The organism is Rhizobium sp. BK512, assembly GCF_014194915.1.
In the GTDB taxonomy this organism is placed as follows: domain Bacteria; phylum Pseudomonadota; class Alphaproteobacteria; order Rhizobiales; family Rhizobiaceae; genus Rhizobium.
This window is the reverse complement of sequence record NZ_JACIAS010000001.1, coordinates 771,861-797,690: the sequence shown is the minus strand read 5'-3', so window position 1 is coordinate 797,690 and position 25,830 is coordinate 771,861. Positions and strand designations below refer to the sequence as shown.

The following is a 25,830-nucleotide window of genomic DNA, read 5'->3' as shown; positions in this document are numbered from 1 at the left end:
GGCGCCCGGTCGCATGTTCCATTCGTTCCGATTACTCGGCAGCAACGATCTTGCCGCCTTCCCACTTGTAGAGCGAGAAGCTCTGCGAGGAGAGGTCACCGGTCTCGCCATAGGTGAGCTTGCCAATCGCCGTCGGGATCTGCTCGCCGCCCTTCAAGGCAGTAGCAACGGCTTCTGCATCCTCAGCACTGCCGGCCTTCTCGATGCCGGCCTTCAGGACTTCAACGGCAGCATAGGCGTTGAGGGTGAAGGCTTCGGCCGGGATCTTCTTGGCGGCGAGCGCATCAGCTGCAGCCTTGGAGTCCGGGCTCTTGGTGGCGTCGGAGGCATTGGTGAACAGCGTGCCAGCTGCCGCATCGGTGCCGATCGTCCAGAATTCCGTGTTGGAAAGGCCGTCGCCGCCGATGATCTGGGCATTGACCGAAAGGTCATGCAGCTGACGGGCAAGCAGGCCACCTTCCGGGTGGTAGCCGCCGAAATAGATGAGATCGACCTTCTCAGCCTTGACGCGGGTGGTCAGCGCGGAGAAGTCCTTGTCGCCGGGCGTGATGGAGTCGTTGATGACTTCGGTGATGCCACCAGCGTTCAGCGTTGCCTTGAAGGCGTCGGCGAGACCCTTACCGTAAGCGCCCTTGTCGTTGATGATTGCGACGCGCTTGTCCTTGAAATGTTCGAGAACGTATTTGGCGGCGACTTCGGCCTGCTGGTCGTCCCGGCCGCAGGTGCGCAGAACATTGGTCAGGCCGCGCTTGGTGAGGTCAGGCGCCGTGGCGGTCGGGGTGACCATCAGCACGCCATTTTCGGCCAGAACGTCAGAAACCGGAATGGCAACGCCCGAGGTGACCGGGCCGACGACGAAGCGGATGCCTTCGCCGACAACCTTGTTCGCCGCAGAAACGCCCTGCTTCGGCTCGCCGGCATCGTCAGCGAGTTCGAGCACGACCTTCTCGCCGAGAATGCCGCCGCTCTTGTTGATTTCATCGACGGCGGTCTGCGCGCCGTTCTTTACCTGGTCGCCATAGGCTGCCACCGGACCGGTCAGCGGCGCGATGAGGCCAATGACGATATCCGCATGCGCGAGCGGGGCAAATGCCAGCGAGGCGACCAGCGTCGCCGTCAGAGTCTTCAGGGTCATGTTCTGTCTCCTTGGGTAGGGTCGTCTTCGACCACCGGTTGCTTGTCGCGCAGGCCATTCTTTTGTCAGCGATCCCGTTAGGAGCGTGCCAAGGACGAGGAAAGCTGCACGATCAATGAGCCCCGCGGTCATATTTGGCTCGCCCGGCGCATGGCAAGATTTCTAGAAATTTCGGTGAGATTCCGCAAGATGATAACAAGATCGGGGCCGATTTCGCCAAATCTGAAAAGATTGCGCCCGATTTTTTGATTTTTCAGTCCATTTCCCGCAATTTTCGGTCTGTCCTGCCCGGCTGATCGGCAGATCACGGCACCCCTGTCAGGGCAATCTCAATCCGCAATCGTCAGAGTTGGGTTCTTCCGGCCCCATACGTTCAGTCGTGCGGACTTGTAGGGCGAAGCTGTCCTCAACAGAGCATATCGGCGGCTGAGGATAAGCCCATATCTGGTCATGGCGCCGCTGACCGCTGTTTTTGCTTTGCTGTTTTAGCGAGTTAACAATTGATTCTGAGAATCCCAGTATAACTACTATTCCCTAGTATATTGTTGCGGTGCAATAAAATATTCGATTTGTCGATTCAGACATATAGCGGGAACAGATATCTGAATGCTCAAGCGTATTGAAGCTAGGCAAGTGCGGACCGGAATGTTTATCGAGATGGTCGAGGGTGTCTGGGACCATCCTCTTCTATCCCGGCGACGGTTCTTACTGCGGCGTGAGAGCGATACGCTGAAGCTCAATGAATGTGCGGATGCAGGTGTCGTGATCAACACCACCAAGGGTATCGATGTCGGAGGTACCTCCCGCAAGATCGAGATCGACATCAAGGCGGCGCGTGAGACCATTCAGAAATCCGTGGAAGTGCTGGAAAATGTCTTCGGCCGGCTGCGGGGCGGAGATGCGATCTCCGTCGACCAGGTCGAGCCGGTAATTTCCTCTGTTTCCAAATCGATGGATGACCATCCTGCCGTCTTCATCAGCGTTACCCGGCTGAAATCCAAGGACGAAGTGACCTTTCTGCATTCCCTTTCTGTCAGTGCCCTGATGATCCTTTTCAGCCGCCACCTCGGACTGGATGAGGAAGTGGTGCAGGCGCTCGGCACGGCCGGGCTGTTGCACGATGTCGGCAAGCTCGAAATTCCGCTCGAAGTGCTCAACAAGGAGGGGCGCCTGAACGAAGACGAGATGCAACTGATCCGCGATCATCCGGAAAAGGGTCATGCGATCCTGGCGCGTCAGGAGGGCATGTCGGAAATTGTTCTCGACGTGTGCCTCAATCATCATGAACGGATCGACGGCAAGGGTTATCCGCGCAAGCTCTCCCATGGCGAAATCAGCCTTCACGCACGCCTTGCGGCGATTTGCGACGTCTATGACGCGGTCACTTCGGCGCGCCCCTACAAGTCAGCGTGGAGCGCGAAAGAGGCGCTGACCTGGATGCTGGCCAACGAAGGGCATTTCGATCGCCGGCTCGTCAAAAAGTTTGCCCTCTGCCTTTCGGTCGCCTCCGTCTCCTGAACGTATCCGTTTTGAGGGGCAGGCTGCGGATCTGATCCGCAGCCTGCGTCTTCGTCATTCACGGCTCCCTGAGGCGCGAGGATGAGGGGCCTTGTCTATTGATCCGCGAGCGCAGTTCCCAGGAAATCCGTAACCATGCCGGAAACCTGCCGGTGAATGGCTGCGCGATCGGCGCCGGCACCATCCCGGCAGACGATGCTCTCGCCGGGCGCCTCTTTCTCGATCAGTTCGGCGGCGCCAGGTTTGCATGTCTGCATGAAGCTGAAATGCAGCGATCCGGGGATCAGGCTGTAGGTAGTGGTTGCTGGCGGCAGATAGCGGGCAATATAGCCGGAGTCCTTGTTCGTGGCGGCGATGTCCGCCTTGGTTGCCGTGTCCGCATCGACGTCCGCCTGAGCACCCAGCACCATGACGGGGATGTGGATTGCCGCAAGGCTCTCCGGCGTCAGCCCGCGGCCGGGGCCGAGGTCGAGTGCCACGACGGCGCGGATTCGCGTATCGCTGAGATCGGCGGCCAGCGCCGCGCTGGAGGCTGCATCGCGCCCGCCCCCCAGTGCCTCGAATATCTTGCAATAGATCGGGCTGAATTCAGCCGCGCAATTCCTCGTTACCCTGGCCGCATCGAAGCGTCCGCCCGCCAGTTCGACGACCGTCCAGCCGCCGAGTGAATGGCCGATGGCGGCAATCCGACCGGATGCCACGCCGCCCGTCAGATCGGGATTGCCGAGCAGAGCATCGATCACGCGGCTGAGGTCGCCGGGGCGTTTCCACAGTTCGACGGCGTCGGGTTTCCGCATGTCGAATGTCGTCGTACCCGGATGATCGGGCGCGGCAACGACATAGCCTGCGTCAACGAGGTCGGCGGCAAGCCAGGCGAGGTTGCGCCAGCTGCCGCCGTAACCATGGGAGAGGACGACCAGCGGATGCGGGCCGGTCATGGGTGCGGCATCCCGGATCACGGGCTGACCGATAAAGGCCGGGGTTTCGCCGAGAAGAACCGGCGCGGCGTCGGATGCGGTTGGATACCAGATGCTGATATGAATAGGGCTATCGCTATTCTTGCCGGCCAGGGTGATTTCACGAAAACCGGTTCCAGCGTGTGCTGCAGGTGCCAGCAGCAGGGCGAGGGAGAGAAGGAAGACGAGTCTTTGCATGGGATCTCCATTGGGGTGATTTGCCCTGTCTGCAGGAAATCCGTCACACCGGAGACCGATAACGCGATCGAGGTCGCCGACATCAAAAAGAAAGGGCGAGGCCGGAGCCTCGCCCTTGAATTCATCCGGGATGATTGCGCTCAGATGTTGTTCTGCAGGATCGTGCGCAGTTTGCCGAAGAGCTCGTCGATGTGCTTCTTCTCGATGATCAGCGGCGGCGAGAGCGCGATGATGTCGCCTGTCGTGCGGATCAGCAGGCCGCTTTCATAGGCCTTGAGGAAGGCCGTGAACGCGCGCTTGGTCGGCTCGCCGGCAATCGGATCGAGCTCGATGGCGCCGATGAGACCCGTATTTCTGATGTCGATGACGTTGGGGCAATCCTTCAGCGAATGCAGCGCATCGGCCCAATAGTCGGCGAGTTCGGCTGCGCGGGTCAGCAGGCCTTCTTCCTTGTAGGTGTCGAGCGTTGCAAGGGCTGCGGCCGAAGCGATCGGGTTACCCGAATAGGTATAACCGTGGAAGAACTCGATCATGTGCTCGGGGCCATTCATGAAGGCATCGTGGATTTCCGAGGTCACGAAGACGGCGCCCATCGGGATGACGCCGTTGGTCAGGCCCTTGGCGGCGGTGATCATGTCGGGCTTCACGTCGTAATACTGGGCAGCGAAGGGGGCACCGAGGCGGCCGAAGCCGGTGATGACTTCGTCGAAGATCAGCAGGATGCCGTGCTTAGTGCAGATTTCGCGCAGTTTCTGCAGGTAGCCCTTCGGCGGAATGAGAACGCCGGTGGAGCCGGCGACCGGCTCGACGATGACGGCGGCGACCGTGGAGGCGTCATGCAGCGTGACGATGCGCTCGAGTTCGGTGGCAAGATCGCCGCCAATTTCAGGCTCGCCGCGGGTGAAATTGTTCTTGCCGGGCAGGTGGGTGTGCGGCATGTGGTCGACGCCGGTCAAAAGCGTGCCGAACATCTTGCGATTGGTGACGATGCCGCCGACGGAGATACCGCCGAAATTGACGCCGTGATAGCCGCGCTCGCGGCCGATCAGGCGGAAGCGTGAGCCATTGCCCTTCACGCGGTGATAGGCAAGCGCCACCTTGAGCGCCGTTTCCACCGATTCAGAACCGGAATTGGTGTAGAGGACGTGATCCAATCCCTCGGGGGCGATGTCGACCAAGCGGTTGGCGAGTTCAAAGGCCTTGGGGTGACCGAGCTGGAAAGCGGGGGCGTAATCGAGTTCGCCCGCCTGCTCGCGGATCGCTTCGGTGATCTTCGGGCGGCAGTGTCCGGCATTCACGCACCAGAGGCCAGCCGTACCATCCAGAACCTGACGTCCGTCATGGGTCTGGTAGTACATATCCTTCGCACTCACGAAGAGGCGCGGTTCCTTCTTGAACTGGCGGTTTGCGGTAAAGGGCATCCAAAAGGCGCGAAGGTCGTTTGGCGTTGCATTCAGGCGGTTGGACATGCTGTTCTCCTGGCCGTTGGGGAGGCCATCCCGTTCAAGGCTTGGCGCCGTTTATTTTTACTGCCCGGTCAAATTATCAGCGCCGGGCAAGGCGTCAAGCCGAAGAAGCGCCGCCAAATGCCGTTCCCGAGACGCTTGAAGCGTCATCAATCCTTCGCCGGGTATTGCTACAGAAATCGATGGCCGCAATGGCCAAGGGCATTTCATTCATTTCCTTGAAATTCAACCGTTTTTACCGGAGGTAGTCATGACGGACCGCCAGAAAACCAGGCCGCGCCCCAATCCGCGGCGTGCATTTGCGCCGAGCTACGGCACCATTCTCGAAGAAGGCGTTCGTCGCCGTACCATTCTGAAAGGCTTCATCGCAGCCATGGGTGCGGCCGCCTTTGCGCCGGCTTTTGAAGCCACCAAGGCAGAAGCCGCCGAGTCGACGCTCACTTTCCCAGAACTGAAGCGCGTGCGCGACACCGCCGACCACTGGCCTGAAGGCTATGAGCGCCAAATCCTCATTCGCTGGGGCGACGCGCTCTTTGCCGACAGCCCGGAATTCGACGTGGCCAAGCTCAACGGCAAGGCCGCCGAACGCCAGTTCGGTTACAATAACGACTTCACGCAGTTCCTGCCATTGCCCTGGGGCGAGAAGAGCTCGGACCACGGCCTGATGGTCGTCAGCCACGAATACGCGACACCCTTCCTGATGTTCCCGGGCCTGACGGCGGAGAATTATCGCGAAAAGCTGACCGAGGACCAGATCCGTGCGGTCATGGCCGCTGTCGGTGTCTCCGTCTTCGAGGTGCGCAAGGACGGCAATCAGTGGCAGGTGGTCAAGGACGGCAAATATAATCGCCGCATCCACATGAGCACGGAAATCGGCATTTCCGGTCCGGCTGCCGGTGACGACCGCCTCAAGACCAAGGCCGATCCGACCGGCACGGTCGTCTTCGGCACGATCTCGAACTGCAATGGCGGCATCACGCCCTGGGGCACGATGCTCTCAGGTGAAGAAGGCGCAATGGACGTCTTTGCCGGCGACTATAAAAAGCTCCCGAACCAGGAACTGGTCGAGCGCCAGGGCTGGGACGAGGACGAGAACGACATCTATTCCGTCAGCCGCGTCGAACCGCGCTTCAAGTTCGAGGAAGAGCCGAACGAATGGATGCGTTTCGACTGGGTCGTCGAAATCGATCCCTTCGATCCCTCGGCAAAGCCGGTCAAGCGTACATCGCTCGGCCGCATGACACATGAAGGCGCACAGTGTTGCGTGGCGCCGGATGGCCGCGTCGTGGTCTTCATGGGCGATGATGACGATTTCGAATATATCTATCGCTTCGTCACCCGCGATCCGTGGAACCCTGACGATCGTGCCGCCAACAAGGACCTGCTCGACCACGGCACGCTGTCGGTCGCCAAGTTCGAGAGCGACGGCACGATGCGCTGGATCCCGCTCGTTGCCGGCGAAGGCCCGCTAACGGCGGAAGTCGGTTTCAAGACGCAGGCCGATGTGGTCCTTGCAACGCGCGCTGCGGCCGATCTCGTCAGTGCGACACCGATGGACGGCCCGGAAGGTTTCATCCCGCATCTCGGCACCGGCAAGCTCTATGTTGCCATGACCGAGAATGAGGACCGCCTGCCGAAAGGCCAGGGTGACGACGAGAAGGAACAGGTCAACGTTGCCAATCCGCGTGGCCCCAATCCGCATGGGCATCTGCTGGAACTGGTAACCCCCGGCGGTCCGGACAAGCCTGATTACGCAGCCGAGAGCTTCAAATGGGACGTCTTCGTCCTTTGCGGGGATCCGGCAAAGCCCGAAGACCAGGCGATGTTCCATCCGGCGACCACTTCGGCCGGATGGTTTACTGATCCTGATAATCTTGCCGTCGATCCGGCAGGCCGTCTTTGGGTGACGACCGACGGTCCGCCGCCGGAAGGCATCGCCGATTCCGTCTATGTGATGGATACAGAAGGTCCGGGCCGCGCGCTGCCGAAGCTCATCTATATCGCGCCCGTCGGCTCGGAGACCTGCTCTCCGACCTTCACCTCTGATGGTTCCAGCGTCTTCCTCTCGGTCCAACATCCGGGCGAATTGCGCATGGCCGACAATGAGGATGCGACTTCGATGGAAGATGCCGGCACCAGCTGGCCGGACTTCAAGCCGGGCGTACCGGCCCGTCCGTCGCTTGTCGTGTTGACGCGCAGTAAGAACGGAGTGGTGGGCAGCTAAGCCCGCTTCTCCAACCAAACAAGGCCGGCAATTCTTGCGAATTGCCGGCCTCTAAGGCTTCACGTGCTGAAAATAGCATAAGCAGCGTCCGCGGAAACATCTCCTTGAACGTTGCTCAGACTGACATCATGTCAGCGCTAACATCAAGCTGCAGACCTGCTCCGGTTCTGAGCCACGTAGATATCCTCGAGTGTTGCAAGGATCTTCATGACCGGCTCGGAATTGCTGGAATAGTAGATCGTCTGTGCATCACGACGGGTCTTGACCAGCTTCTGAGCGCGCAATTTCGACAGATGCTGGGAGAGGGCCGACTGGCTCAGGCCAACCTGGGTGGCGAGAACGCCGACAGGCACTTCTCCCTTTACCAGGCTGGTGAGGATCAGCAAACGCTTGGGGTTGGCCATGGCCGATAATAAAGCTGCCGCCACATTGGTGTGCTCGGCCAAATCAGAGGTTTCCATATTTTCTTCTTCCTAATGCGAAACGTACATCATCCGTACAGGCACAGGCCGTCAGACGGTTCTTTGACTGACGGCGAAAACTAGCAATTGGGTTTGAAGATTGTATATACCTAAATTTAAGGTATCAGGTATGCTATTTTAGATATGTTTGAACAAATGTGATCCAAATCCTCAGCGGGTATATCGAACTCGCAACGCAACAATAAGTCACCTGAAATCATATCAAAACCGGCGGAATCGACACCGCTTATGCGCCAGGGACCTGCTTCCGGAGCCTTTAGCCTCAATGTCAGCGCTGACATCAGGTCCGGATGGCGCGCTACTAAATCTTGCACTGCGGCGTCAGCTTTTTCGGCGATGTCATCATTTGCCGCGGAGGGAATCACGAGATCACTGCCGTCCAAAATGTATGCACGACCGAAGCCGCCATTGAGGCTCGCCGATTGCGGGACAAGGCGGAAGAAGCAGAAATCCGGGAAGTCGATATAGAGGTTCGCCTTTGGGTGACGTGCGAGAAAGCGGCTGCGGATGCGCGCATGAAGGGGCGTATCCCGCTCCACCCGTTCCGCACGGCACTGCGTCGTCAGCCGCGCGTGGGCAAGCGGATCGCCCTTGCCGGGCTCGCCGGTCAGCAGCGAGGCTCTGGTATCGGCGGCAAGTGCTTTCGTGTGGGTCGAGAGCGCGGAAACGAGAATGACCGGAACGCCGTCTATGTCGGTGCCGAGGAGAACCCGGCTTGCGAAGGGAAAGCCGGTTTCAGGATCGAGAACGGCGAGAGCCGCATAGCGGGCAGAACGCAAAAGGGTGCGCGCCAGCTTGCGGGCCTCGTCGTCGGTTTCGCGAAGCGTTGAGGATGGCTCTTTCATATCCGCGTTGTCGCAAAGCGGAGTGGAAGGATCAAGTCTAAAGCGTGGCTCGATCTCCGAGATTTGCTCGCCGCGCTTCAGTGCTTTGTTTTCGGTGCCGTATCGCGAACCTGCTTCAGTCCTTCCGCCTGTGCCGGGTGAGGCCGGTGACGACATCCTGCGCCGAGATCGTGCCAACGATCTGGCCGTTGTCGACGACACCGATACTGCCCGGCTGCCGGGCGAGGGCATCGAGGACATCGACGAGCGGCGTCGTGGGGCGCGCGGTGGCGCTGACCGACATGCCGATTGCCGCATCGCCAAGCCCGGGCTGCATGATGTCAGAGGCCATCAGCATATTGATCGGGTTCATGTTCTGCACGAAATCGGCGACATATTGATCGGCCGGGTTCTTGACGATCTCCTGTGGCGTTCCGCACTGGATGATCCTTCCGCCCTCCATGATGGCGATGCGGTTGCCGATGCGGAAGGCCTCGTCGAGATCATGGCTGACAAAGAGAATGGTCTTCTTCAGTCGCCGCTGGAATTCCAACAATTCGTCCTGCAGTCGCGTGCGGATCAGCGGGTCAAGTGCCGAGAAAGGCTCGTCCATCAGAAGGATCGGGGCGCCGGTGGCAAATGCGCGGGCAAGGCCGACGCGCTGCTGCATGCCGCCGGAGAGTTCGTTGACCTTGCGGTCCGCCCATTTCGTCAGGTTGACGAGTTCGAGTTGCTCGCCGACACGGCTCTTGCGTTCGGCTTCCCGTACGCCCGAGAGCTCGAGGCCGAAGCCGACATTCTCCGCGACGGTGCGCCAGGGCAGGAGGGCGAACTGCTGGAACACCATGGAAACCGTATGCGTGCGCAGGTCGCGCAGCGCCTTGGCATTGCATCTGTAGGGGTTTACCGGTCCCGTTGCCACCGAGACGGCGACGTCACCGCGCACGACGGGCGCGAGCCCGTTGACGGCACGCAAGAGCGTGGACTTGCCGGAGCCTGAAAGGCCCATCAGCACGAGGATTTCGCCTTCCTGGATCGTCAGCGAGGCGTTGGCGACGCCGAGAACGAGGCCAGTCTCGGCGCTGATCTCGTCACGTGAGCGACCTTGGTCGACCATCGCGAGCCCAATTTCCGGCCGGTCGCCGAAGATGATGCTGACGTCCTTGAAACTGACCGCGGTCATGCGCCGTCTCCTTCGCCTGCGGTGCGGAACATGCGGTCCAGAATGATCGCCAGGATAACGATGCAGAAGCCTGCCTCAAAACCCTTGGCAATGTTGACGGTGTTCAGGGCACGTACCACCGGTACGCCGAGACCGGGAGCGCCAACGAGGGCGGCGATGACGACCATCGAGAGGGAGAGCATGATGGTCTGTGTCAGTCCGGCCATGATCTGCGGCGTCGCGAAGGGCAGCTCTACCTTGCGCAGAACCTGCATCGGCGTTGCGCCGAAGGCGACGGCTGCTTCGACGAGGGAGGGCGGCGTCGAGATGATGCCGAGGCGGGTGAGGCGGATGGGAGCGGGGATGGCGAAGATGACGGTTGCGATCAGGCCCGGCACCATGCCGAGGCCGAAAAGGATAAGCGCTGGAATCAGATAGACGAAAGTCGGAATGGTCTGCATGAGGTCCAGGACGGGCCGCATGGCGGCATAGATCCAGGCACGGCGGGCAGCCGCAATGCCGAGCGGAATGCCGATCACCATGCTGACGAAAGTCGCGGCGAGCACGAGCGCCAGCGTTTCCGTCGTCTCCTTCCAGTAGCCCTGATTCATGATGAGTAGCAGCCCAAGACAGGTGAAGACCGCTACTGTAATCGACCGGCGCAGCCACCAGGCGAGAAGACTGATCGCAAGGACCGCAATCAGCGGGTTGGGCGTCTGCAGCACGAAAAGCAAGGCATTAATGACGTGCGACAACAGGGCGGAGAGTTGGTTGAAAAACCATTCGCCGTTCGATGTCAGCCAATCGACAAAGGACTTAGCCCAGGGGCCAATGGGAATTTTAGCGTCGGTGATCCAATTCACGAGGCGCGCCTGTCTTTTGAGAACGAAGATCGGGATGAAAACGAAAACGGGGCGGCAGACCCGCCCCGTTCATTTCATCAGAGGCCGAGGCCGGACTTGACGGCTGCGAGGCCGTCGCTGCTGCCATCGCGCGTCTTGACGCCGGCGAGCCAGGGCTCGACCGCGGACGGATTGGCCTTCAGCCATTCGCCCGCTGCCTTTTCCGGATCTTCGCCCTCATTCAGGATCTTGTTCATGATCTCGTTCTCCATCTTCAGGGAGAACTTGAGATTCTTGACCAGCGTCCCGACGTTCGGGCACTCGCCGAGATAGCCGGCACGCACGTTGGTATAGACTTCGGCGCCGCCGAAATTCGGTCCGAACGTGTCGTCACCACCCGACAGATAGGTCATCTTGAAGTTGGTGTTCATCGGATGCGGTTCCCAGCCGAGGAAGACGATGGGCTTGCCTTCCTTCTCGGCGCGGGCGACCTGAGCCAGCATGCCCTGCTCGGAGGATTCGACGAGTTCCATCTCCTTCATGCCGAACGTGTTCTTGTCGATCATGTCGATGACATGGCGATTGCCGTCATTGCCGGGCTCGATGCCGTAGATCTTGCCGTCGAGATCGCTCTTGTGAGCTGCAATATCCTTGAAGTCCTTGATGCCGAGTTCGGCGCCCTTGGCATTGGTCGCCAGCGTATATTTGGCGCCAACGAGGTTCGGACCGTAGGATTCGACCGACTTGTCGTCCAGATAGGGCTGGATATCGGCCTTCTGGGACTGCATCCAGTTGCCGAGGAAGACGTCGATGTCCTTGTTCTTCATCGACGTATAGGTGACCGGCAGGGAGAGAACCTTGATATCGGCCTCATAACCGAGCTTCTTCAGAAGCAGGGAAGCGGTCGCAGTGGTCGAGGTGACGTCCGTCCAGCCGATGTCCGAGAGATGGACGGTGGAGCAGCTTTCAGGATCTGCGGAGAAAGCAGCGGTCGCGACAGAGAGCGCGGCGACTGCAGTTGCGGTGACGAGTTTGAATGCGCTTGTTGTTTTCATTTTAGACTCCCAGTCTTACGTTCCCAAGCCAACCATCAATAGACCAGTTTTACAAGCGATCTCGGCGCGTTTGCGGCGTTCCGGACTATATGATTGCGACGCTCCGGCGTTTTTGAGAAAGCTTGAATTTCAAGGCTTTTGGGGATTTCGCCGCCTGGATTTCCTGTGATTATCGATTTCTTGGGGCTTTTCTTTGCGTTCTCCAGCTTCCAAGAAGCCAGATAAGGAGAATTCGATGGCAAAGCTCTATTTCAACTACTCGACGATGAATGCCGGCAAGTCGACCATGCTGCTGCAGGCCTCCTACAATTACCACGAACGCGGCATGCGCACGGTTCTCCTGATCGCGGCCTTCGACGATCGGGTCGGGCGGGGTGTCATCGGTTCGCGCATCGGGCTCGAGGCAGAGGCAATCCCCTTCGAAGGCGACAGCGATCTCTATGCGCTGGTGCGCAAACTCAGCAGTGAAGGTCAGGCGATCTCCTGCGTCTTCGTCGACGAGGCGCATTTCATGACCCGCGATCACATCTGGCAGCTTGCCCGCGTGGTCGACAGGCTTGGCATACCCGTCATGGTCTACGGCCTGAGAACGGATTTCCAGGGCAAGCTCTTCCCGGCCTCTCAGGAACTCCTGGCAATCGCCGACGAGATGCGGGAGGTGCGGACCATTTGCCATTGCGGGCGCAAGGCCACCATGGTGGTGCGGCTCGATGCGGAGGGCAAGGTGCTGCACGAAGGCGCACAGATCGATGTCGGGGGGAACGAGAAATATGTTTCGCTGTGCCGCCGCCATTGGGACGACGCGATGAATGGCGAATGGATTGCCGAGCCGGTCTGAGCAGGCAAAGGCCTGTTTTCTTTGGCGATGCAAATGACTAATCTGCAATCTGCAGATTCCCTGGAGTGCCCGGTGCGCAAGAGCCCGCCCTTCGACAGCCAGTATGATGCCGCCCGCGACCTTGCCGAGGCCATGGGCGGGGAGGCGGACTATTGTGCCGCTTGCATCGCCGGCTTCGATGGTGACGGGCAGCGCTCGTCCGATGAGCTTTTCCTGGAGCAGAATGCGCGATTCCAGGCCTTCTTGACCGATAGTTCCACGCTTGATGTCCTGCTTGCGGAACTCGTCTTCTCGCTCGACCAGTTCACCGCCAAGGTCTCGGCGGACCTCGACAGTTTTCGCGGATTGACGCGGCGCGAAAAGATCGCCGGCTGGTTTTCGCGACAGCGCATGTGGCGCATGCACAGCGCGCGGGTGCGCGAGGCACCGGTCGTGGAACAACTGCTCGATCTCCTGGCGAAATCCGATCTGTTGGCAACGCTGCTCAAGGACCAGAGGCAATCGCTTGTCGAGCGTCACAAGAGCGCCGAACTGAGCCTCGTCGACATTGTCGAGCACCGGCGACGACTCGTCGACGAGATTGACATTGCGCGAATGCGGATGAAGGAGCTCAACGCCAAGGCATTGAACGCACAGGGTCGCATCGGCGTCTACGGCAACAAGGCGCATTGGGAGCAGATGGAGGCCGAGCGCCTCGCGCTGAAAGCGGAGGCAGAGCGCATTTCCGTCGAGGAACATGCGATGCGCGACGAAAGCCAGCGGCGCGAACGCTTCATCGGCATGTTCCAGACCTTCGTCGACAGGTTGAATGGCCGTATCGCCGGCTGCAATGCGCTCATCCGCAAGCTATCGGTCGATACCGAGGAGCGGCTCGTCATCTACCAGGCACAGGTCGACACCGACCGTCCGGGCATGAAAGTAAGGATCAAGCCAGAGCTTTTCCCAAATATCGCCGCATCCATAGCGCTTTTCGAAAAGGGCATGCTGGTGCCTCAGGATCTGGTCCAGCGAAAGAGCCGCGCAGACCAGGACTTTGCCCGCAAGTTTCCTGCCTATGCCGATGAGCCCTCGGATGCACCATTGATCGACGTGGTACGAAAATCCCCCGTATTCGGCCTCGGCTTTCTGCGTTCGCTGCGTTCCTGACAGGGCGGCGAGGGCAGTCTGCCGTCCCTGACAGATCGCGTGCCACTGGCCGAAATATCCTTGTCTGTTGTTGTACTTGAGCGATCGAGCGCATATGTGGTGGGGAGGGATACCCTCATTTCGCCGCCTGACAGGAGACGACGATGCTCGACCGGATTGCCGGTTTTTTCAGACTGATCGGCCAGACGATCGGCCGCTGGGTTCGCCTTTTTGCCGCCTGGGCCTTCTGGCCCTTCCTGGCCGCGCATGGATGGTATGCGCGGCGGACCTGGGTGATCCGGCTGCCGATCATCGGCTTTTTCGCGCTTCTCGTCGTCCTCTATGGCTATTTCATCTGGCAGACGCAGGTCTGGTCGAATTTCAACACGAACTTTGTCGATCAATATCGTCTTTCGGATCGAAAGGTGCCGGCAGGGCAGGAAATTCCGGCGGCGGACGGGACTGCCGCCAAGAGCTGCCAGCGTTCGGCAATCGTCGATGTCGCGGCCGATCTGACGGATTTCAACGTCAACCAGAATGCCTGGATCTCGTCGATGGTGCTCTACAAGATGGGCTTCTTCGGCATTGATTGGGATCACACGCCTTTCCTCGACAACAAGGCATCTTTCCAGCGCGGCATCAATCAGGCCGTTCGCCGTACGTCCGTGGAACTGGTGGATACGCTGGGGCGCGTGCGCGGTACGTCCGGCATAAATAGCGATCTGCAGAATGCGCGCGGCAATCTGCAGTTCGATGAATATAGCTGGTATTTCGGCCTGAACCCGTTCGGACCGAAGACACCGACGCCGGCCTATTATCGCACGGCGATTGATAGCCTGCGGAAATTCAATACGGATCTGGCTGCCTGCAATGCCGTTTTCGACGGTCGCGCCGACAACCTCATCCAGTTCATCGACCGTATCGCCAACGATCTCGGCAGTACGTCCGACATGCTGGCCGAACGCTCGGAAAATCATGATCGCGGCTGGTTCGATACCCGTGCCGACGACCGATTCTGGTTTGCATATGGTCAGCTCTACGCTTATTACGCGATTTTGTCGGCCGCACAGGCAGACTTCTCTCAGGTTGTGTCGGAGCGGAATCTCGGCGCCATCTGGTCGGGTACGACACGCCAGTTCCAGGCAGCACTTCGCATCCAGCCGGCGATCATTTCCAACGGACGCGAAGACGGCTGGATCATGCCGAGCCACCTCGCCACGATGGGCTTCTACATATTGAGGGTGCGTTCGAATCTCGTTGAAATTCGCTCGGTATTGGACCGCTAGAGCGCGGAACGTCCATTCGGACGCACGGCAGATGCCCTGGCTTCTTAGCCGCTAAGCAGGATCGCCGTTGTCTTCGAAGCCGAGGATGCGCAGCTTCTCGACGAATTCATAGGTGATGCCGACGATGCCGCCTCCGCTGGCATCGTCGCGGAACTGCCCGACGGAGCGCACCATCTTGTAGCCGCCGAGCCCGTTGTCGACGCGATAGACATAGTGGAAGCCGGCACGGTGAAGGCTCGCCTGCTCGAAGGTTTCGGCGATCAGCAGCCGGTCTTCCGGATGGATGCGCGACATGAGTTCGGTCAGGTTGACCGGACCTTCGCTGTAGGGAAGATCGAAAATCTCATGTACGTCTTCGCTGGCGAAGAAATGTCCGGTCTCGATGTTCATCCGCCAGAAGCCGAAGAGGCGGTAGGCCGCGAACATGGTGAGCGCTTCGGCATCTGTCACACCAATGTGGGCACGCGATTGCAGCCGATGTTCGACGGCCGGCTGTTCGAAACGAAGAGGCACGGTTTCCCCCTGATTGGGATGACGCGCTGATTCTCTTCTGATTCCTCAGTTGATCAGCTTCAATCGGATGGCTTTTGCTACCAACTGAGTGCGGTTGACGCAATCGAGTTTTTTAATTGCGTTGGTCATATAGGCATTTACCGTGTGATCCGAGAGCGCCAGGATCTGGCCGATCTCGATCGAGGTCTTGCCTTGCGCGGTCCATCGCACGACCTCGAGCTCGCGTGCCGAGAGCGCGTTGTGGGAACTCTCCTCATTGCGCTTGACCGTATTGTAGGTGTCGAGGGCGTAGAGAATAATCATCGCGAGTTCATTGATCTCGCTCTGTCCGAGGGATGCGCGTTCGCCACCGAACCAGAAGACGAGGCGCTGTCCATCCCCAGAGTTGACGGGCATAGCGATACCGGCGGTCATGCCATGCTGCAGCATCAAGTTCCTGATGCCGGCCGGGAAAGACTGGGCATGGGCGGGATCGTTGAGATGCCAAACCTGCGGCACCGCGGATTCTCTCATGCGCGCGGCGAAGGGACATGCCCGCAGCATATGCCCGCGGTCGAAATCCCTGATGTAGGAAACCGGGAGCGAGCTCTCGATGATCAGCGGTTTGAGCAGCAAATCTTCTTTCGCCGGAGCGTTCAGCAGAGTGATGTGCTCAAAACCGAATGCGGCTGCCACCCTTCCAAGCGCTTGCCCGAACAGGCCGCGCGTGCGGGCCACTGCGAATTCGCTCGATAGTAATGACTGCCTTTCAGAGGTAGTCATGTAAGACATTATGTGCCCCCGCAGGTCCCCATGTTACCGCTATCAAATACGTAAATACGCGGGCATGCTAGCCCTAATTGACTTAGCACACACTGATTAATTCATTTTCTGAAAAATTAACCAGTGAAAAACGCGCTTAAGTTGATTTACCGCCTATACGGGTAGAAGCGCCGTCCCTTTCACTTCCTCCATGACCGCATAGGTGTGTGTCTCGCGTACGCCGGGGAGGGAAAGAATCACTTCCGAGAGGAATTGGCGATAAGCATCCATCCCCGCCATGCGCGCCTTTACAAGATAGTCGAAGCCTCCCGCGACCATATGACATTCCATCACGTCGTCGCTGCGTTTTACTGCCGCAGCAAATGCGTCGAAAACATCAGGCGTGGTGCGGTCAAGTTTAACCTGTACGAAGACGAGGAGGCTGCGGCCGAGTTTTTCCGGTGAAAGGATTGCCATATAGCCCGTGATATAACCGTCCCGGCTCAGTCGCTTCACGCGCTCGGCAGTCGCCGTGGGAGACAGGTTGACGCGTTCAGCGAGCTCTATGTTGGAAAGCCGCCCTTCCTTCTGCAGTGCGCGGAGAATCTTGCGGTCAAGACGGTCGAGTTCTTTCATTTTTCGCGGCCTTTCAGGCGGTCGGTAGGCGAAGATCGTGTTGGTCGGCCTCAGTTTAGTGAAAAACACCACGAATGAACAGCTATGTTGCCGAAATCACGGAGAACACTACATGCCGACCCAGATTTCCACGCCTTTTGCCCTGTTCAACGCTCCATTTGCCGGTGACGATGACCGTCTGCTGCATGGTCTTGCTGAAGGCCTGCGCTTTTCGGCCTCCCAGGACGGGGCGATCGACAAGCGCGCCGGCGGCATGATCGAGGCGATCCGCAGCAATTCCGGATCGATCGGCGGCGTTGAGGACTTCCTCAGGGAATACGGGCTTTCCACCAAAGAGGGCCTGGCGCTGATGGTGCTTGCCGAAGCCCTGCTGCGCGTACCCGATGCGCTGACGCAGGACAAGCTGATCGAGGACAAGCTGAAGGAAGGCGGCTGGAGCGAGCATGAGGGCAAGGCCGACAGCTGGTTCGTTTCCGCTTCGGCCTGGGCACTTGGCCTTTCGGCCCGCATCATCAGGCCCGGCGAAACGCCTGAAGGTGTGGTGCGGGGTCTCGTCAAACGCATGGGCCTGCCGACCGTCCGCAACGCCACCAAGCAGGCCATGCGTTTCCTCGGTCATCATTTCGTGCTCGGCGAGACGATCAAGGACGCGCTGAACCGCGCTGCCAAGAGTGAGGAAAAGGGCTATCGCCATTCCTTCGACATGCTGGGCGAGGGTGCCCGCACCGCGGAAGACGCCAAGCGTTACTGGCAATCTTATGCGATGGCGATCGAGGCGATCGGCGGCTGGATGGCGAAGAACGGCAAGGGCAAGGATCTGCCCGACCGTATGGGTATTTCCGTCAAGCTTTCGGCGCTGCATCCGCGTTATCTCGCCACGCATCGCGACCGGGTGATGAAGGAGCTGGTGCCGGATCTCCTGAAGCTCGCGCAGATGGCGAAGGCGCATCAGCTCAATTTCACCATCGACGCCGAAGAGGCCGACCGGTTGGAGCTTTCGCTGGACGTGATCGCCGCCGTCTTTTCCGATCCGTCGCTCGCCGGCTGGGATGGTTTCGGCCTGGCTATCCAAGCCTATCAGAAGCGTGCAGTTGCCGTCATTGACTATATCGACGAACTCTGCGCAAAGCTCGGGCGCCGCATGATGGTGCGTCTCGTCAAGGGCGCCTACTGGGATACCGAGGTGAAGCGCGCGCAGGAGCGCGGGCTTGATGATTATCCGGTCTGGACACGCAAGCAGGCGACGGACCTTTCCTACCTTGCCTGTGCGCAGCACATGCTTGCCAAACGGGCGCGCATCTTTCCGCAATTTGCCACGCACAACGCGTTGACGGTTTCCACCATTCTCGAGCTTGCGGGCAATGATCGCTCCGGCTTCGAGTTCCAGCGCCTGCATGGCATGGGCGAGAGCCTCTACAATCATCTGCTTGATACCAACGACCGCATCGCCTGCCGCATCTATGCGCCGGTCGGCGGTTATCGCGACCTGCTCGCCTATCTCGTCCGCCGTCTTCTGGAAAATGGCGCCAACTCTTCCTTCGTCGCCATGGCCGGCGACAAGAACGTGCCGATCAAGGCACTGCTGGAGCGTCCGGTCGACAAGCTCGAATTCGATGTCGGGGCCAGCGCGCGCAACAGCAAGATTCCTTTGCCATTGCAGCTCTATGGCAAGCGCAAGAACAGCGCCGGGCTGGAATTCGGCCATCGCGCGACGCTCGAGAGGCTGATGGGCAATATCGGCAAGGGCATTGCTGCCATTTCCGCCACACCGCTGATCCCCGGCGTCGCGGCCATCGGTTCCGACGTTTCCGTGGTTTCGCCCTCCAATCATTCGAAGACCGTCGGTTCGGTGCGCAATGCCACCGCGGCCGATATCGACAAGGCTTTTGCGATTGCGGCCAGGGGCTTCAAGACATGGTCGCGGCGCTCCGTCGAGGAACGTGCATCGGCACTGGAGCGCATGGCCGACCTCATGGAGGAAAACCGCGACAGGCTGCTGGTGCTTCTGGCAGCTGAGGCCGGCAAAACGCTCGATGACGGTGTGGCCGAAGTACGCGAAGCCGTGGATTTCTGCCGCTACTATGCTGATGAGGCACGCCGGCTGTTTGGCACTGTCACGAAGATGCCGGGGCCGACCGGTGAGGACAATCGCTACCTCTGGCGCGGGCGCGGCGTCTTTGCCTGCATCTCGCCCTGGAACTTCCCTCTGGCGATCTTCCTCGGGCAGGTTTCGGCAGCCCTCGTGTCCGGCAATGCCGTGCTCGCAAAGCCGGCGCCGCAGACCCCTCTCATTGCCTATGAGGCGGTCAAGCTGTTCCACAAGGCCGGCGTGCCGGAAGATGCGCTGCTTTTCGTGCCCGGCGGTCCCGATGTCGGTGCTGCGATCACGGCACATGCAGCCCTTGCCGGTGTGGCTTTCACCGGGTCGACGAAGACGGCCTGGGCGATCAACCGTGCGCTCGCCGCCAAGGATGGCCCGATCGTGCCGCTGATTGCAGAAACCGGCGGGCTCAATGCCATGGTGGTCGATGCGACGGCGCTCGGTGAACAGGTGGCTGACGACGTGGTCCTCTCGGCCTTCCGTTCTGCCGGTCAGCGCTGCTCGGCACTGCGCCTGCTTTTCCTGCAGGAGGATGTGGCCGAGCACATGACGCAGATGATTGAAGGCGCTGCGCGCGAGCTGCAGCTCGGTGACCCCGCACTCGAAACCACCGATGTCGGCCCGATCATCGACGACAAGCAGAAGGCTATGCTGGAGGCCCATATCGCCGACATGCAGAAGACGCAGAAGGTGCGTTTTGCCGGCAAGGCGCCTGCAGGGGGCAGCTTCTTTGCGCCGCATATCGTCGAGCTCGACAAGGCTGCCGCGCTGACCAAGGAGGTCTTCGGTCCGGTTCTGCACATCGTCAGGTGGAAGGCGAAGGAACTGCCGAAAGTGTTGCAGGAGATCCAGGCTTCCGGCTACGGCCTGACGCTCGGCATCCACAGCCGTATCGAATCCACGATCCGCACCGTCACCGATGCGCTCGATACCGGCAATATCTATGTCAACCGCAACATGATCGGCGCCGTTGTCGGCACCCAGCCGTTTGGTGGCTCTAGCCTTTCCGGCACCGGCTTCAAGGCTGGCGGTCCGGCCTATCTGCAGCGTTTTGCGCTGGAACAGGTGATCTCGGTAAACACCGCCGCGGCTGGTGGCAATGCCAGCCTGATCGCGATGGGCGAATGAAGTAATGAAATGGCAGCAAGTCTGTGGGAACCCCGCTTGCTGCCGTTCAAACCAATTGCTAAGCGTATGATCGGATGCAACTGAGGCAATCTACTCGTGCGCTTTGCAATTTTCCTTTCCGTAAAGTATCTGTTTTCTCGAATAATACTTGCTTTAGTTCTTTCCAGCCTTCCAATTGCGCTTTTGCAGGCCGGAGAGCAGAAGCAGCCGGAACATCCACCGATGAGCTTCGTCATCGTGCATAGATCTGTCTGCAAGCAAGACTGTCCGGAATGGATTTCCGCAGAGGGGCGCATAACCTCCGACACACCTGCCCAAATGAGAAAAATTCTCAAGAAGATCGGGAATCGGAAATTGCCGATCGTGTTCCGTTCCGAAGGTGGGAATGTGAATGCCGCCTATGTAATGGGACGAATGATTCGCAAGGCTGGGCTGGAAACGGCGGTCGGTGGTACGCGGCTGGAAGGCTGTCCGCCTGAGGATTTGCGTTGCGCGGCTGCCATCGGCCGGAATGGCGCTGCAGCTGGATCCACCTATTCGTATGGCGCATATTGCGTTTCTGCGTGCCCGCTGGCTTTGGCGGGCGGCACGACGCGAGTTTCGTCTCAGTGGGCCTATATCGGCGTTCATCAGATCACGACCGTCTACAACAAGATGCGCGTCTCCTATCGCATCGAATACAAGATGGTGAATGGGAAGAAGCAGGAAGTTTCCCGTAAGGAGATTGGCCGCAAAGTTACCGGGCAGAGCAGTTCCACCAAGCTCGGCAAAAAAGCTAGCGCGACCCTGAAGGCGTATCTGAAAGAGATGGGGGTCAGCGATGACATCGTTGACCTGATGATGAGCGCCACACCCGACAGCATGGCGATGGTCGTGCCGACTGAAGCACTTCGGACAGGTCTGATCACGGATATGCTGGCTTACAATGAATGGCCCGGCATGCCGCTCTGCGCGCAGGACGCAGCGGCCGATGCCGCATGCTATCGCCATCCGGCGCCCAAAGCTGCTGTGCCTGAGCCGCCTGTGAAGAGTGCGACCGTATCCCCAAGCTATCCTGCGCCTAAAACCCATCCGATGGACTTCCTCCTGATGTACAAAGGCAATTGCCAGGAAGAATGCACGCAGTGGATCTCGGCGGATGGCGACATCATGCCGGATACACCGGCTCAGCTGGAAGCGATCTTGAAGACACTCGGCGACAGAAAGTTGCCGGTCGTCTTTCAGTCCTTTGGTGGCGACAAGGATGCAGCTTTCGCAATGGGACGTATGATCCGCGCTGCGGGCCTCGATACGTCAATTGGCAGAACGCGCCTGCCGAATTGTCCGATGCAGGATCCGCGTTGTACCGCGAGCATGGCCAAAAGCGGGCCGACCGAGGGGGAAGTCTTTGCCGGTGGGGCGTACTGTTTTTCGAGCTGCACCATTGCCTTTATGGGCGGAACGTCGCGGCTCGTGGGACGGACTTCCGCTCTCGGCCTCAGCCAACCGGCGACCAAGGTTACGGAGACTGAGCGCGGAAAATTCATTGCCTATTTCAGTGAGATGGGCGTCAGTCCCGAGACATTCGACACGATGATGATAACGCCGTCTTTCGGGAGAGGAGATATATATCCGCCTCAGGCGCTCAGGCTTGAGATCATCGATGGTGTGATCCCCTACGATGAGGAGCCCGGCCTTCATGTCTGCGGACCAAACGCTAAGGAAAGCGTTCTGTGCCCCAGAAAATCCGAGGCGGCAATCGTTCCGGCGTCTGCTTCAGTTAACTGATGCCGAGTTTCGAAAAGAGGCGCCGCCGCGACACGGCGCTTCTGCTTCACACCGCCGTCTTTTGCGGCCTGACGCCGCTTTAGCCCTTGTCCTTCAGGTCGTTCTTCGAGGTCACGCTCATCAACTTTTCTAGGAAGCCGAGCATGACCGCAGACACAACGAAGGCCAGATGCATGAGGGTCAGCCACATGATCTTGCCGTCGGTATATTGATCGACGTTGAGGAAGACCTGCAGCAGGTGGATGGAGGAGATGGCGACGATGGAGGAGGCGACCTTGATCTTCAGGCTGCCGGAATCGAGCTTGCCGAGGAAGGAGACTTCGCCTTCCTTTTCAGCCTCGTCGAAGCGGCTGACGAAATTCTCGTAGCCGGAGATCATGACCATGACGATGAGGCTTGCGACGAGTGCCGCATCGATGAGACCGAGCATGGCGAGGATCATTTCGGCCTCGCCGAGCTCGAACACGCTTCCTGCGACCTTCAGGAATTTGAAAGCGAAGGCCACGGCATAGACGGCCAAAGCAAGGACAAGGCCGATATAGAAGACCACAAGCAGCCAACGGCTGGAAAGGATGATGCGCTCGACCAAAAGTTCGAGTGATTTCACGGTCTACCCCCGTAAGTCTTAGAATCGCTGACCCCTAATAAACAATGGAATAGCCGCAGGGCAAGGCGCGGCGCTATTCACAGTTTGGGCATATTTCGCTATCCGATTGAAATAAGCGCCGAGTCCGTCGCGCATAGAGAAATCGGGCGCGCAGAGAAAACGGGAACACGATCCATGGCTGCCATCAAATCCGATATCGAAATTGCGCGTGAGGCAACAAAGAAGCCGATTTTCGAGATCGGCGCCAAGCTCGGCATCCCGCCGGAGCAGCTCGTTCCCTACGGTCACGACAAGGCGAAGATCAGCGCCGAGTTCATCGCCGCCCAGGAGGACAAGAAGGACGGTAAGCTGATCCTTGTCACTGCCATCAATCCGACGCCGGCAGGCGAGGGCAAGACGACGACCACCGTCGGTCTCGGCGACGGGCTCAACCGCATCGGCAAGAAAGCGATCGTCTGCGTGCGCGAGGCCTCGCTCGGTCCCTGCTTCGGTGTGAAGGGTGGAGCGGCAGGCGGCGGATATGCCCAGGTCGTGCCGATGGAAGACATCAACCTGCATTTCACCGGCGATTTCCACGCGATCACCTCGGCGCATAATCTGCTCGCGGCGATGATCGACAACCACATCTATTGGGGCAACGAAGAGAATATCGATCTGCGCCGCATCACGTGGCGACGAGTGATGGACATGAACGACCGGGCGCTGCGCAGCATGGTGTCCTCGCTCGGCGGCGTATCCAACGGGTTCCCGCGGCAGAACGGCTTCGATATCACCGTCGCGTCCGAAGTCATGGCGATCCTTTGCCTTGCGACCGATCTCAAGGATCTGGAGCGAAGGCTCGGAGAGATCATCATCGGTTACCGCTTCGACAAGACGCCGGTCTATGCCCGCGATCTCAAGGCCGATGGCGCGATGGCCGTCCTGCTGAAGGATGCCATGCAGCCGAACCTCGTGCAGACGCTCGAAAATAATCCGGCCTTCGTGCATGGCGGTCCATTCGCCAATATCGCCCATGGCTGCAACTCGGTGGTCGCGACGAAGACTGCGTTGAAGCTCGGCGACTATGTGGTGACGGAAGCGGGCTTCGGAGCGGATCTCGGCGCGGAGAAATTCTTCAACATCAAATGCCGCAAGGCCGGCTTGAAACCGAGTGCCGCGGTGATCGTCGCGACAGTCCGGGCGCTGAAGATGAATGGCGGCGTGAAGAAGGACGATCTCGGCGCGGAGAATGTTCAGGCGCTGGTTCGCGGCTGCTCCAATCTTGGCCGCCATATCGCCAATGTGCGCAGGTTCGGCGTTCCTGTCGTCGTTGCGATTAATCATTTCGTTTCGGATACCGATGCTGAAATCGCCGCCGTGCAGGAATATGTCGCGCGTCATGGCGCCGAAGCCATCCTTTGCCGTCACTGGGCGGAAGGTTCTGCCGGCATCGAGGACCTTGCCTACAAGGTCGTGGAGCTAGCCGAATCCGGACAGGCAAGGTTCGAGCCGCTTTATGGCGACGACCTGCCGCTCATCGAAAAGATCGAGATCGTCGCTTCGAAGATCTATCATGCCGGCGAGGTGACGGCCGACAAGGCGGTCCGCGACCAGCTGGCGGCCTGGGAAGCACAAGGCTATGGCAAGCTGCCGGTCTGCATGGCGAAGACGCAATATTCCTTCTCGACAGATCCGAACCTGCGCGGTGCGCCGGAGGGGCATGTAGTGTCGGTGCGCGAAGTAAGGCTGTCGGCGGGCGCCGGCTTTGTCGTCGTCATTACCGGCGAGATCATGACCATGCCCGGCCTGCCGAAATCGCCATCGGCGGAACGGATTTTCCTCAACGATCAGGGTTATATCGAAGGGTTGTTCTGATCCCCAGTGGCGTTCGCGCTGCTCGTGATGAGATGGCGTCGACGCTTCTCGTAGTCGGGGTCGATGAATAGCCAAACGAACAGCCGCTGAAAGCTTCCGCCAGCCAATATCGCTATCGGCAGGAGCCAAAAGACATGGCCTGAAAACAGCAAGCCTATGGCAGTAACAAGCAGTCCGAAGATAATGCAGGCTGCGATAGCCTTCATGCACTTGCGATCCTCGACATCGTCGTCCCGAGACTTTGATCTGGGTATCTGAGGATCTGATTCAAGCTGTCATCTCAAGTGTCTGAAATTTTTAGTGGCAGTAGCGATAACCGCCCTTTCTCTCGATCACGTCAAGATGGAAATGGGTCTCATGGGCGGCATCGCTTTCGGGGTCGAGCACGGTCGTGAAATAGAGGCAGCCTGCGGCGCTGACGGTGCGCTGGAATGCGCCTGTCAGTGTCGAATCCTCGCGTCGTGAGCGGACCTCGACAGGCTCGCCCTTGTTGAAGCTGAAGCTTCCAATGTCGATGGCATTGCCGCGGGCATGTTCGGAAATCTTGCCGGTCTCGGCGCTGTTGCGCAGGCGGCAGATATAGGCCGAGGCCTGATTGATGGTGGTAATGCCACCGTTGGCCGGCAGTGCGACCGAAGCTGCTGGAATGACACTACCCTTCATCCACTGTGCAAGCGCCAGTGCCGTCGGGCAGCGAAGTGTGGCTTCGGGTTTCAACGTAATACCGGGCAAAGCCTGCGAGACAATGATGGGCTTGTCGATGCCGCAGCCGTTGCCGTCGTCGATGCGGGGTGTTTCGCGAAAGACGACGCCAAGGCTCTGCAGTTCCTTCACGCATTCGGCATGGTCCGCGTCGCTCTCCGGCTCGATGGTCAGGTGCTGTTCTTCGAGCGTCTGCTCGGCCGGGCTCGGTGGTTTCTGGTCTTCCAGCGGGGGCGGCGGCGGGCCAAATTTTTCAGCCGATGGCGTGGCAGAGGTTTCGCTCGGCTTCGGCTTGGGCTCGGGCGTCGGAATGTCGGAAGCTTGCGGCGGCGTATCGGGTTTTAGCTCCGGTTTGGCTTCAGGAACTGCCTCCGTTTCCGGCTTTTTTTCAGGCTGGACCGAAGGGCTTTCGGTCGCCGTCTCCGGCTTGGGTTCCGGCAAGGGGCCGGTTCGCGGCAATCTTGCACCAGGGAGCAGGGCGAGTGCGGCGAGGAGGACCGCCATCTTCCGAAATTCTCTCACACGTCGTTTCCCGTCGTTGATCGAGCGGAGAGTTAACGCGAAAGGACCGGTTTCGTTGCAATTGCGCAACGTTTTGTCGACATCGGTAAAACTTGATTGTATTGTTCAACATAAATTGGCTGAATATATTGACAATAAAACTCATGTT

The 25,830-nt window shown here is 59.3% G+C and carries 22 protein-coding genes; 8 read left to right on the top strand and 14 right to left on the bottom strand.

Annotated elements, in window-relative coordinates; genetic code table 11:
- Window positions 1–31: 31 nt before the first annotated feature.
- Window positions 32–1,135 (bottom strand): branched-chain amino acid ABC transporter substrate-binding protein, encoded by a 1,104-nt coding sequence (locus FHX06_RS04035; protein WP_112543498.1) that lies wholly within the window; start codon window positions 1,133–1,135, stop codon window positions 32–34.
- A 606-nt stretch (window positions 1,136–1,741) separates the two neighbouring features.
- Between FHX06_RS04035 and FHX06_RS04030 the strand changes: the two genes are divergently transcribed.
- Window positions 1,742–2,653 carry an HD-GYP domain-containing protein gene (locus FHX06_RS04030; protein ID WP_112543499.1) on the top strand — a complete coding sequence of 304 codons (912 nt, stop codon included), beginning with the start codon at window positions 1,742–1,744 and terminating at the stop codon, window positions 2,651–2,653.
- A gap of 95 nt (window positions 2,654–2,748) precedes the next feature.
- Here FHX06_RS04030 and FHX06_RS04025 read toward each other — a convergent pair whose 3' ends face one another.
- A complete protein-coding gene (locus FHX06_RS04025) occupies window positions 2,749–3,807 on the bottom strand; it encodes an alpha/beta hydrolase family protein (RefSeq protein WP_183878154.1) in 1,059 nt (352 codons plus the stop codon).
- A gap of 140 nt (window positions 3,808–3,947) precedes the next feature.
- Entirely contained in the window at window positions 3,948–5,276 is a 1,329-nt protein-coding gene (locus FHX06_RS04020; RefSeq protein ID WP_112972169.1) for an aspartate aminotransferase family protein, read from the bottom strand.
- A gap of 247 nt (window positions 5,277–5,523) precedes the next feature.
- Here FHX06_RS04020 and FHX06_RS04015 point away from each other — a divergent pair, with 247 nt between their 5' ends.
- Complete coding sequence (locus tag FHX06_RS04015) at window positions 5,524–7,497, top strand: PhoX family protein (RefSeq protein ID WP_113210816.1); 1,974 nt, start codon at window positions 5,524–5,526, stop codon at window positions 7,495–7,497.
- Window positions 7,498–7,640: 143 nt separating this feature from the next.
- Here FHX06_RS04015 and FHX06_RS04010 read toward each other — a convergent pair whose 3' ends face one another.
- From FHX06_RS04010 to FHX06_RS03990, 5 genes are all read right to left on the bottom strand, one after another.
- Window positions 7,641–7,958, bottom strand: coding sequence for an ArsR/SmtB family transcription factor (locus FHX06_RS04010; protein WP_007824533.1), 318 nt, complete (start codon window positions 7,956–7,958; stop codon window positions 7,641–7,643).
- 116 nt (window positions 7,959–8,074) lie between these two features.
- Window positions 8,075–8,824, bottom strand: a complete 750-nt coding sequence (locus tag FHX06_RS04005) for a HugZ family protein (RefSeq protein ID WP_113210889.1) — start codon at window positions 8,822–8,824, stop codon at window positions 8,075–8,077.
- A gap of 115 nt (window positions 8,825–8,939) precedes the next feature.
- Entirely contained in the window at window positions 8,940–9,986 is a 1,047-nt protein-coding gene (gene choV, locus FHX06_RS04000; RefSeq protein WP_113210817.1) for a choline ABC transporter ATP-binding protein, read from the bottom strand.
- A complete protein-coding gene (gene choW / locus FHX06_RS03995; RefSeq protein WP_112543505.1) occupies window positions 9,983–10,828 on the bottom strand; it encodes a choline ABC transporter permease subunit in 846 nt (281 codons plus the stop codon). Before choW ends, choV begins: the two co-directional genes overlap by 4 nt.
- A gap of 77 nt (window positions 10,829–10,905) precedes the next feature.
- Window positions 10,906–11,862 (bottom strand): choline ABC transporter substrate-binding protein, encoded by a 957-nt coding sequence (locus FHX06_RS03990; protein ID WP_113210818.1) that lies wholly within the window; start codon window positions 11,860–11,862, stop codon window positions 10,906–10,908.
- Window positions 11,863–12,097: 235 nt separating this feature from the next.
- On the opposite strand from FHX06_RS03990, the gene FHX06_RS03985 reads away from it, so the two are divergent.
- The 3 genes from FHX06_RS03985 to FHX06_RS03975 all read left to right on the top strand — a co-directional run bounded on the left by FHX06_RS03985 (window position 12,098) and on the right by FHX06_RS03975 (window position 15,111).
- Window positions 12,098–12,700: a thymidine kinase gene (locus tag FHX06_RS03985; protein WP_112543507.1), complete on the top strand. Its 603-nt coding sequence runs from the start codon at window positions 12,098–12,100 to the stop codon at window positions 12,698–12,700.
- A gap of 72 nt (window positions 12,701–12,772) precedes the next feature.
- Entirely contained in the window at window positions 12,773–13,846 is a 1,074-nt protein-coding gene (locus FHX06_RS03980) for a hypothetical protein (protein ID WP_113208130.1), read from the top strand.
- A gap of 143 nt (window positions 13,847–13,989) precedes the next feature.
- Complete coding sequence (locus FHX06_RS03975; protein ID WP_113210819.1) at window positions 13,990–15,111, top strand: DUF2333 family protein; 1,122 nt, start codon at window positions 13,990–13,992, stop codon at window positions 15,109–15,111.
- Between the two features lie 51 nt (window positions 15,112–15,162).
- On the opposite strand, the gene FHX06_RS03970 is transcribed toward FHX06_RS03975, so the two are convergent.
- The 3 genes from FHX06_RS03970 to FHX06_RS03960 form a co-directional block, all read right to left on the bottom strand.
- Window positions 15,163–15,624, bottom strand: a complete 462-nt coding sequence (locus FHX06_RS03970; RefSeq protein ID WP_113016466.1) for a PAS domain-containing protein — start codon at window positions 15,622–15,624, stop codon at window positions 15,163–15,165.
- A gap of 45 nt (window positions 15,625–15,669) precedes the next feature.
- A complete protein-coding gene (locus FHX06_RS03965; RefSeq protein WP_113210820.1) occupies window positions 15,670–16,395 on the bottom strand; it encodes a helix-turn-helix transcriptional regulator in 726 nt (241 codons plus the stop codon).
- A gap of 144 nt (window positions 16,396–16,539) precedes the next feature.
- Window positions 16,540–17,001: an Lrp/AsnC ligand binding domain-containing protein gene (locus FHX06_RS03960; protein WP_112543512.1), complete on the bottom strand. Its 462-nt coding sequence runs from the start codon at window positions 16,999–17,001 to the stop codon at window positions 16,540–16,542.
- Between the two features lie 112 nt (window positions 17,002–17,113).
- Here FHX06_RS03960 and putA point away from each other — a divergent pair, with 112 nt between their 5' ends.
- A complete protein-coding gene (gene putA / locus FHX06_RS03955) occupies window positions 17,114–20,230 on the top strand; it encodes a bifunctional proline dehydrogenase/L-glutamate gamma-semialdehyde dehydrogenase PutA (RefSeq protein WP_183878153.1) in 3,117 nt (1,038 codons plus the stop codon).
- Window positions 20,231–20,326: 96 nt separating this feature from the next.
- Entirely contained in the window at window positions 20,327–21,997 is a 1,671-nt protein-coding gene (locus tag FHX06_RS03950) for a hypothetical protein (RefSeq protein WP_183878151.1), read from the top strand.
- A gap of 79 nt (window positions 21,998–22,076) precedes the next feature.
- Here the strand turns inward: FHX06_RS03950 and FHX06_RS03945 are convergent, their stop codons facing one another.
- Window positions 22,077–22,604, bottom strand: coding sequence for a TIGR00645 family protein (locus FHX06_RS03945; protein WP_112543515.1), 528 nt, complete (start codon window positions 22,602–22,604; stop codon window positions 22,077–22,079).
- A 174-nt stretch (window positions 22,605–22,778) separates the two neighbouring features.
- Here FHX06_RS03945 and FHX06_RS03940 point away from each other — a divergent pair, with 174 nt between their 5' ends.
- Window positions 22,779–24,458, top strand: coding sequence for a formate--tetrahydrofolate ligase (locus tag FHX06_RS03940; RefSeq protein ID WP_112543516.1), 1,680 nt, complete (start codon window positions 22,779–22,781; stop codon window positions 24,456–24,458).
- Here the strand turns inward: FHX06_RS03940 and FHX06_RS03935 are convergent.
- Both FHX06_RS03935 and FHX06_RS03930 read right to left on the bottom strand, forming a co-directional pair.
- Entirely contained in the window at window positions 24,437–24,664 is a 228-nt protein-coding gene (locus FHX06_RS03935; protein ID WP_183878149.1) for a hypothetical protein, read from the bottom strand. The two genes, FHX06_RS03940 and FHX06_RS03935, sit on opposite strands and share 22 nt — an antisense overlap.
- A gap of 91 nt (window positions 24,665–24,755) precedes the next feature.
- Window positions 24,756–25,664 carry an extensin family protein gene (locus tag FHX06_RS03930; protein ID WP_113201899.1) on the bottom strand — a complete coding sequence of 303 codons (909 nt, stop codon included), beginning with the start codon at window positions 25,662–25,664 and terminating at the stop codon, window positions 24,756–24,758.
- Window positions 25,665–25,830: the final 166 nt, after the last annotated feature.

What these genes read in the sequence shown, in the direction of transcription:
- FHX06_RS04025 (WP_183878154.1), bottom strand. Translation starts at nt 3,807, where the DNA reads ATGCAAAGACTCGTCTTCCTTCTCTCCCTCGCCCTGCTGCTGGCACCT.
- FHX06_RS03965 (WP_113210820.1), bottom strand. Translation starts at nt 16,395, where the DNA reads ATGTCTTACATGACTACCTCTGAAAGGCAGTCATTACTATCGAGCGAA.
- choV (WP_113210817.1), bottom strand. Translation starts at nt 9,986, where the DNA reads ATGACCGCGGTCAGTTTCAAGGACGTCAGCATCATCTTCGGCGACCGG.
- FHX06_RS04015 (WP_113210816.1), top strand. Translation starts at nt 5,524, where the DNA reads ATGACGGACCGCCAGAAAACCAGGCCGCGCCCCAATCCGCGGCGTGCA.
- FHX06_RS03975 (WP_113210819.1), top strand. Translation starts at nt 13,990, where the DNA reads ATGCTCGACCGGATTGCCGGTTTTTTCAGACTGATCGGCCAGACGATC.
- FHX06_RS04020 (WP_112972169.1), bottom strand. Translation starts at nt 5,276, where the DNA reads ATGTCCAACCGCCTGAATGCAACGCCAAACGACCTTCGCGCCTTTTGG.
- FHX06_RS03990 (WP_113210818.1), bottom strand. Translation starts at nt 11,862, where the DNA reads ATGAAAACAACAAGCGCATTCAAACTCGTCACCGCAACTGCAGTCGCC.
- FHX06_RS04010 (WP_007824533.1), bottom strand. Translation starts at nt 7,958, where the DNA reads ATGGAAACCTCTGATTTGGCCGAGCACACCAATGTGGCGGCAGCTTTA.
- FHX06_RS03935 (WP_183878149.1), bottom strand. Translation starts at nt 24,664, where the DNA reads ATGAAGGCTATCGCAGCCTGCATTATCTTCGGACTGCTTGTTACTGCC.
- FHX06_RS03940 (WP_112543516.1), top strand. Translation starts at nt 22,779, where the DNA reads ATGGCTGCCATCAAATCCGATATCGAAATTGCGCGTGAGGCAACAAAG.
- FHX06_RS04030 (WP_112543499.1), top strand. Translation starts at nt 1,742, where the DNA reads ATGCTCAAGCGTATTGAAGCTAGGCAAGTGCGGACCGGAATGTTTATC.
- FHX06_RS03960 (WP_112543512.1), bottom strand. Translation starts at nt 17,001, where the DNA reads ATGAAAGAACTCGACCGTCTTGACCGCAAGATTCTCCGCGCACTGCAG.
- FHX06_RS04005 (WP_113210889.1), bottom strand. Translation starts at nt 8,824, where the DNA reads ATGAAAGAGCCATCCTCAACGCTTCGCGAAACCGACGACGAGGCCCGC.
- FHX06_RS04035 (WP_112543498.1), bottom strand. Translation starts at nt 1,135, where the DNA reads ATGACCCTGAAGACTCTGACGGCGACGCTGGTCGCCTCGCTGGCATTT.
- FHX06_RS03930 (WP_113201899.1), bottom strand. Translation starts at nt 25,664, where the DNA reads ATGGCGGTCCTCCTCGCCGCACTCGCCCTGCTCCCTGGTGCAAGATTG.
- FHX06_RS03985 (WP_112543507.1), top strand. Translation starts at nt 12,098, where the DNA reads ATGGCAAAGCTCTATTTCAACTACTCGACGATGAATGCCGGCAAGTCG.
- putA (WP_183878153.1), top strand. Translation starts at nt 17,114, where the DNA reads ATGCCGACCCAGATTTCCACGCCTTTTGCCCTGTTCAACGCTCCATTT.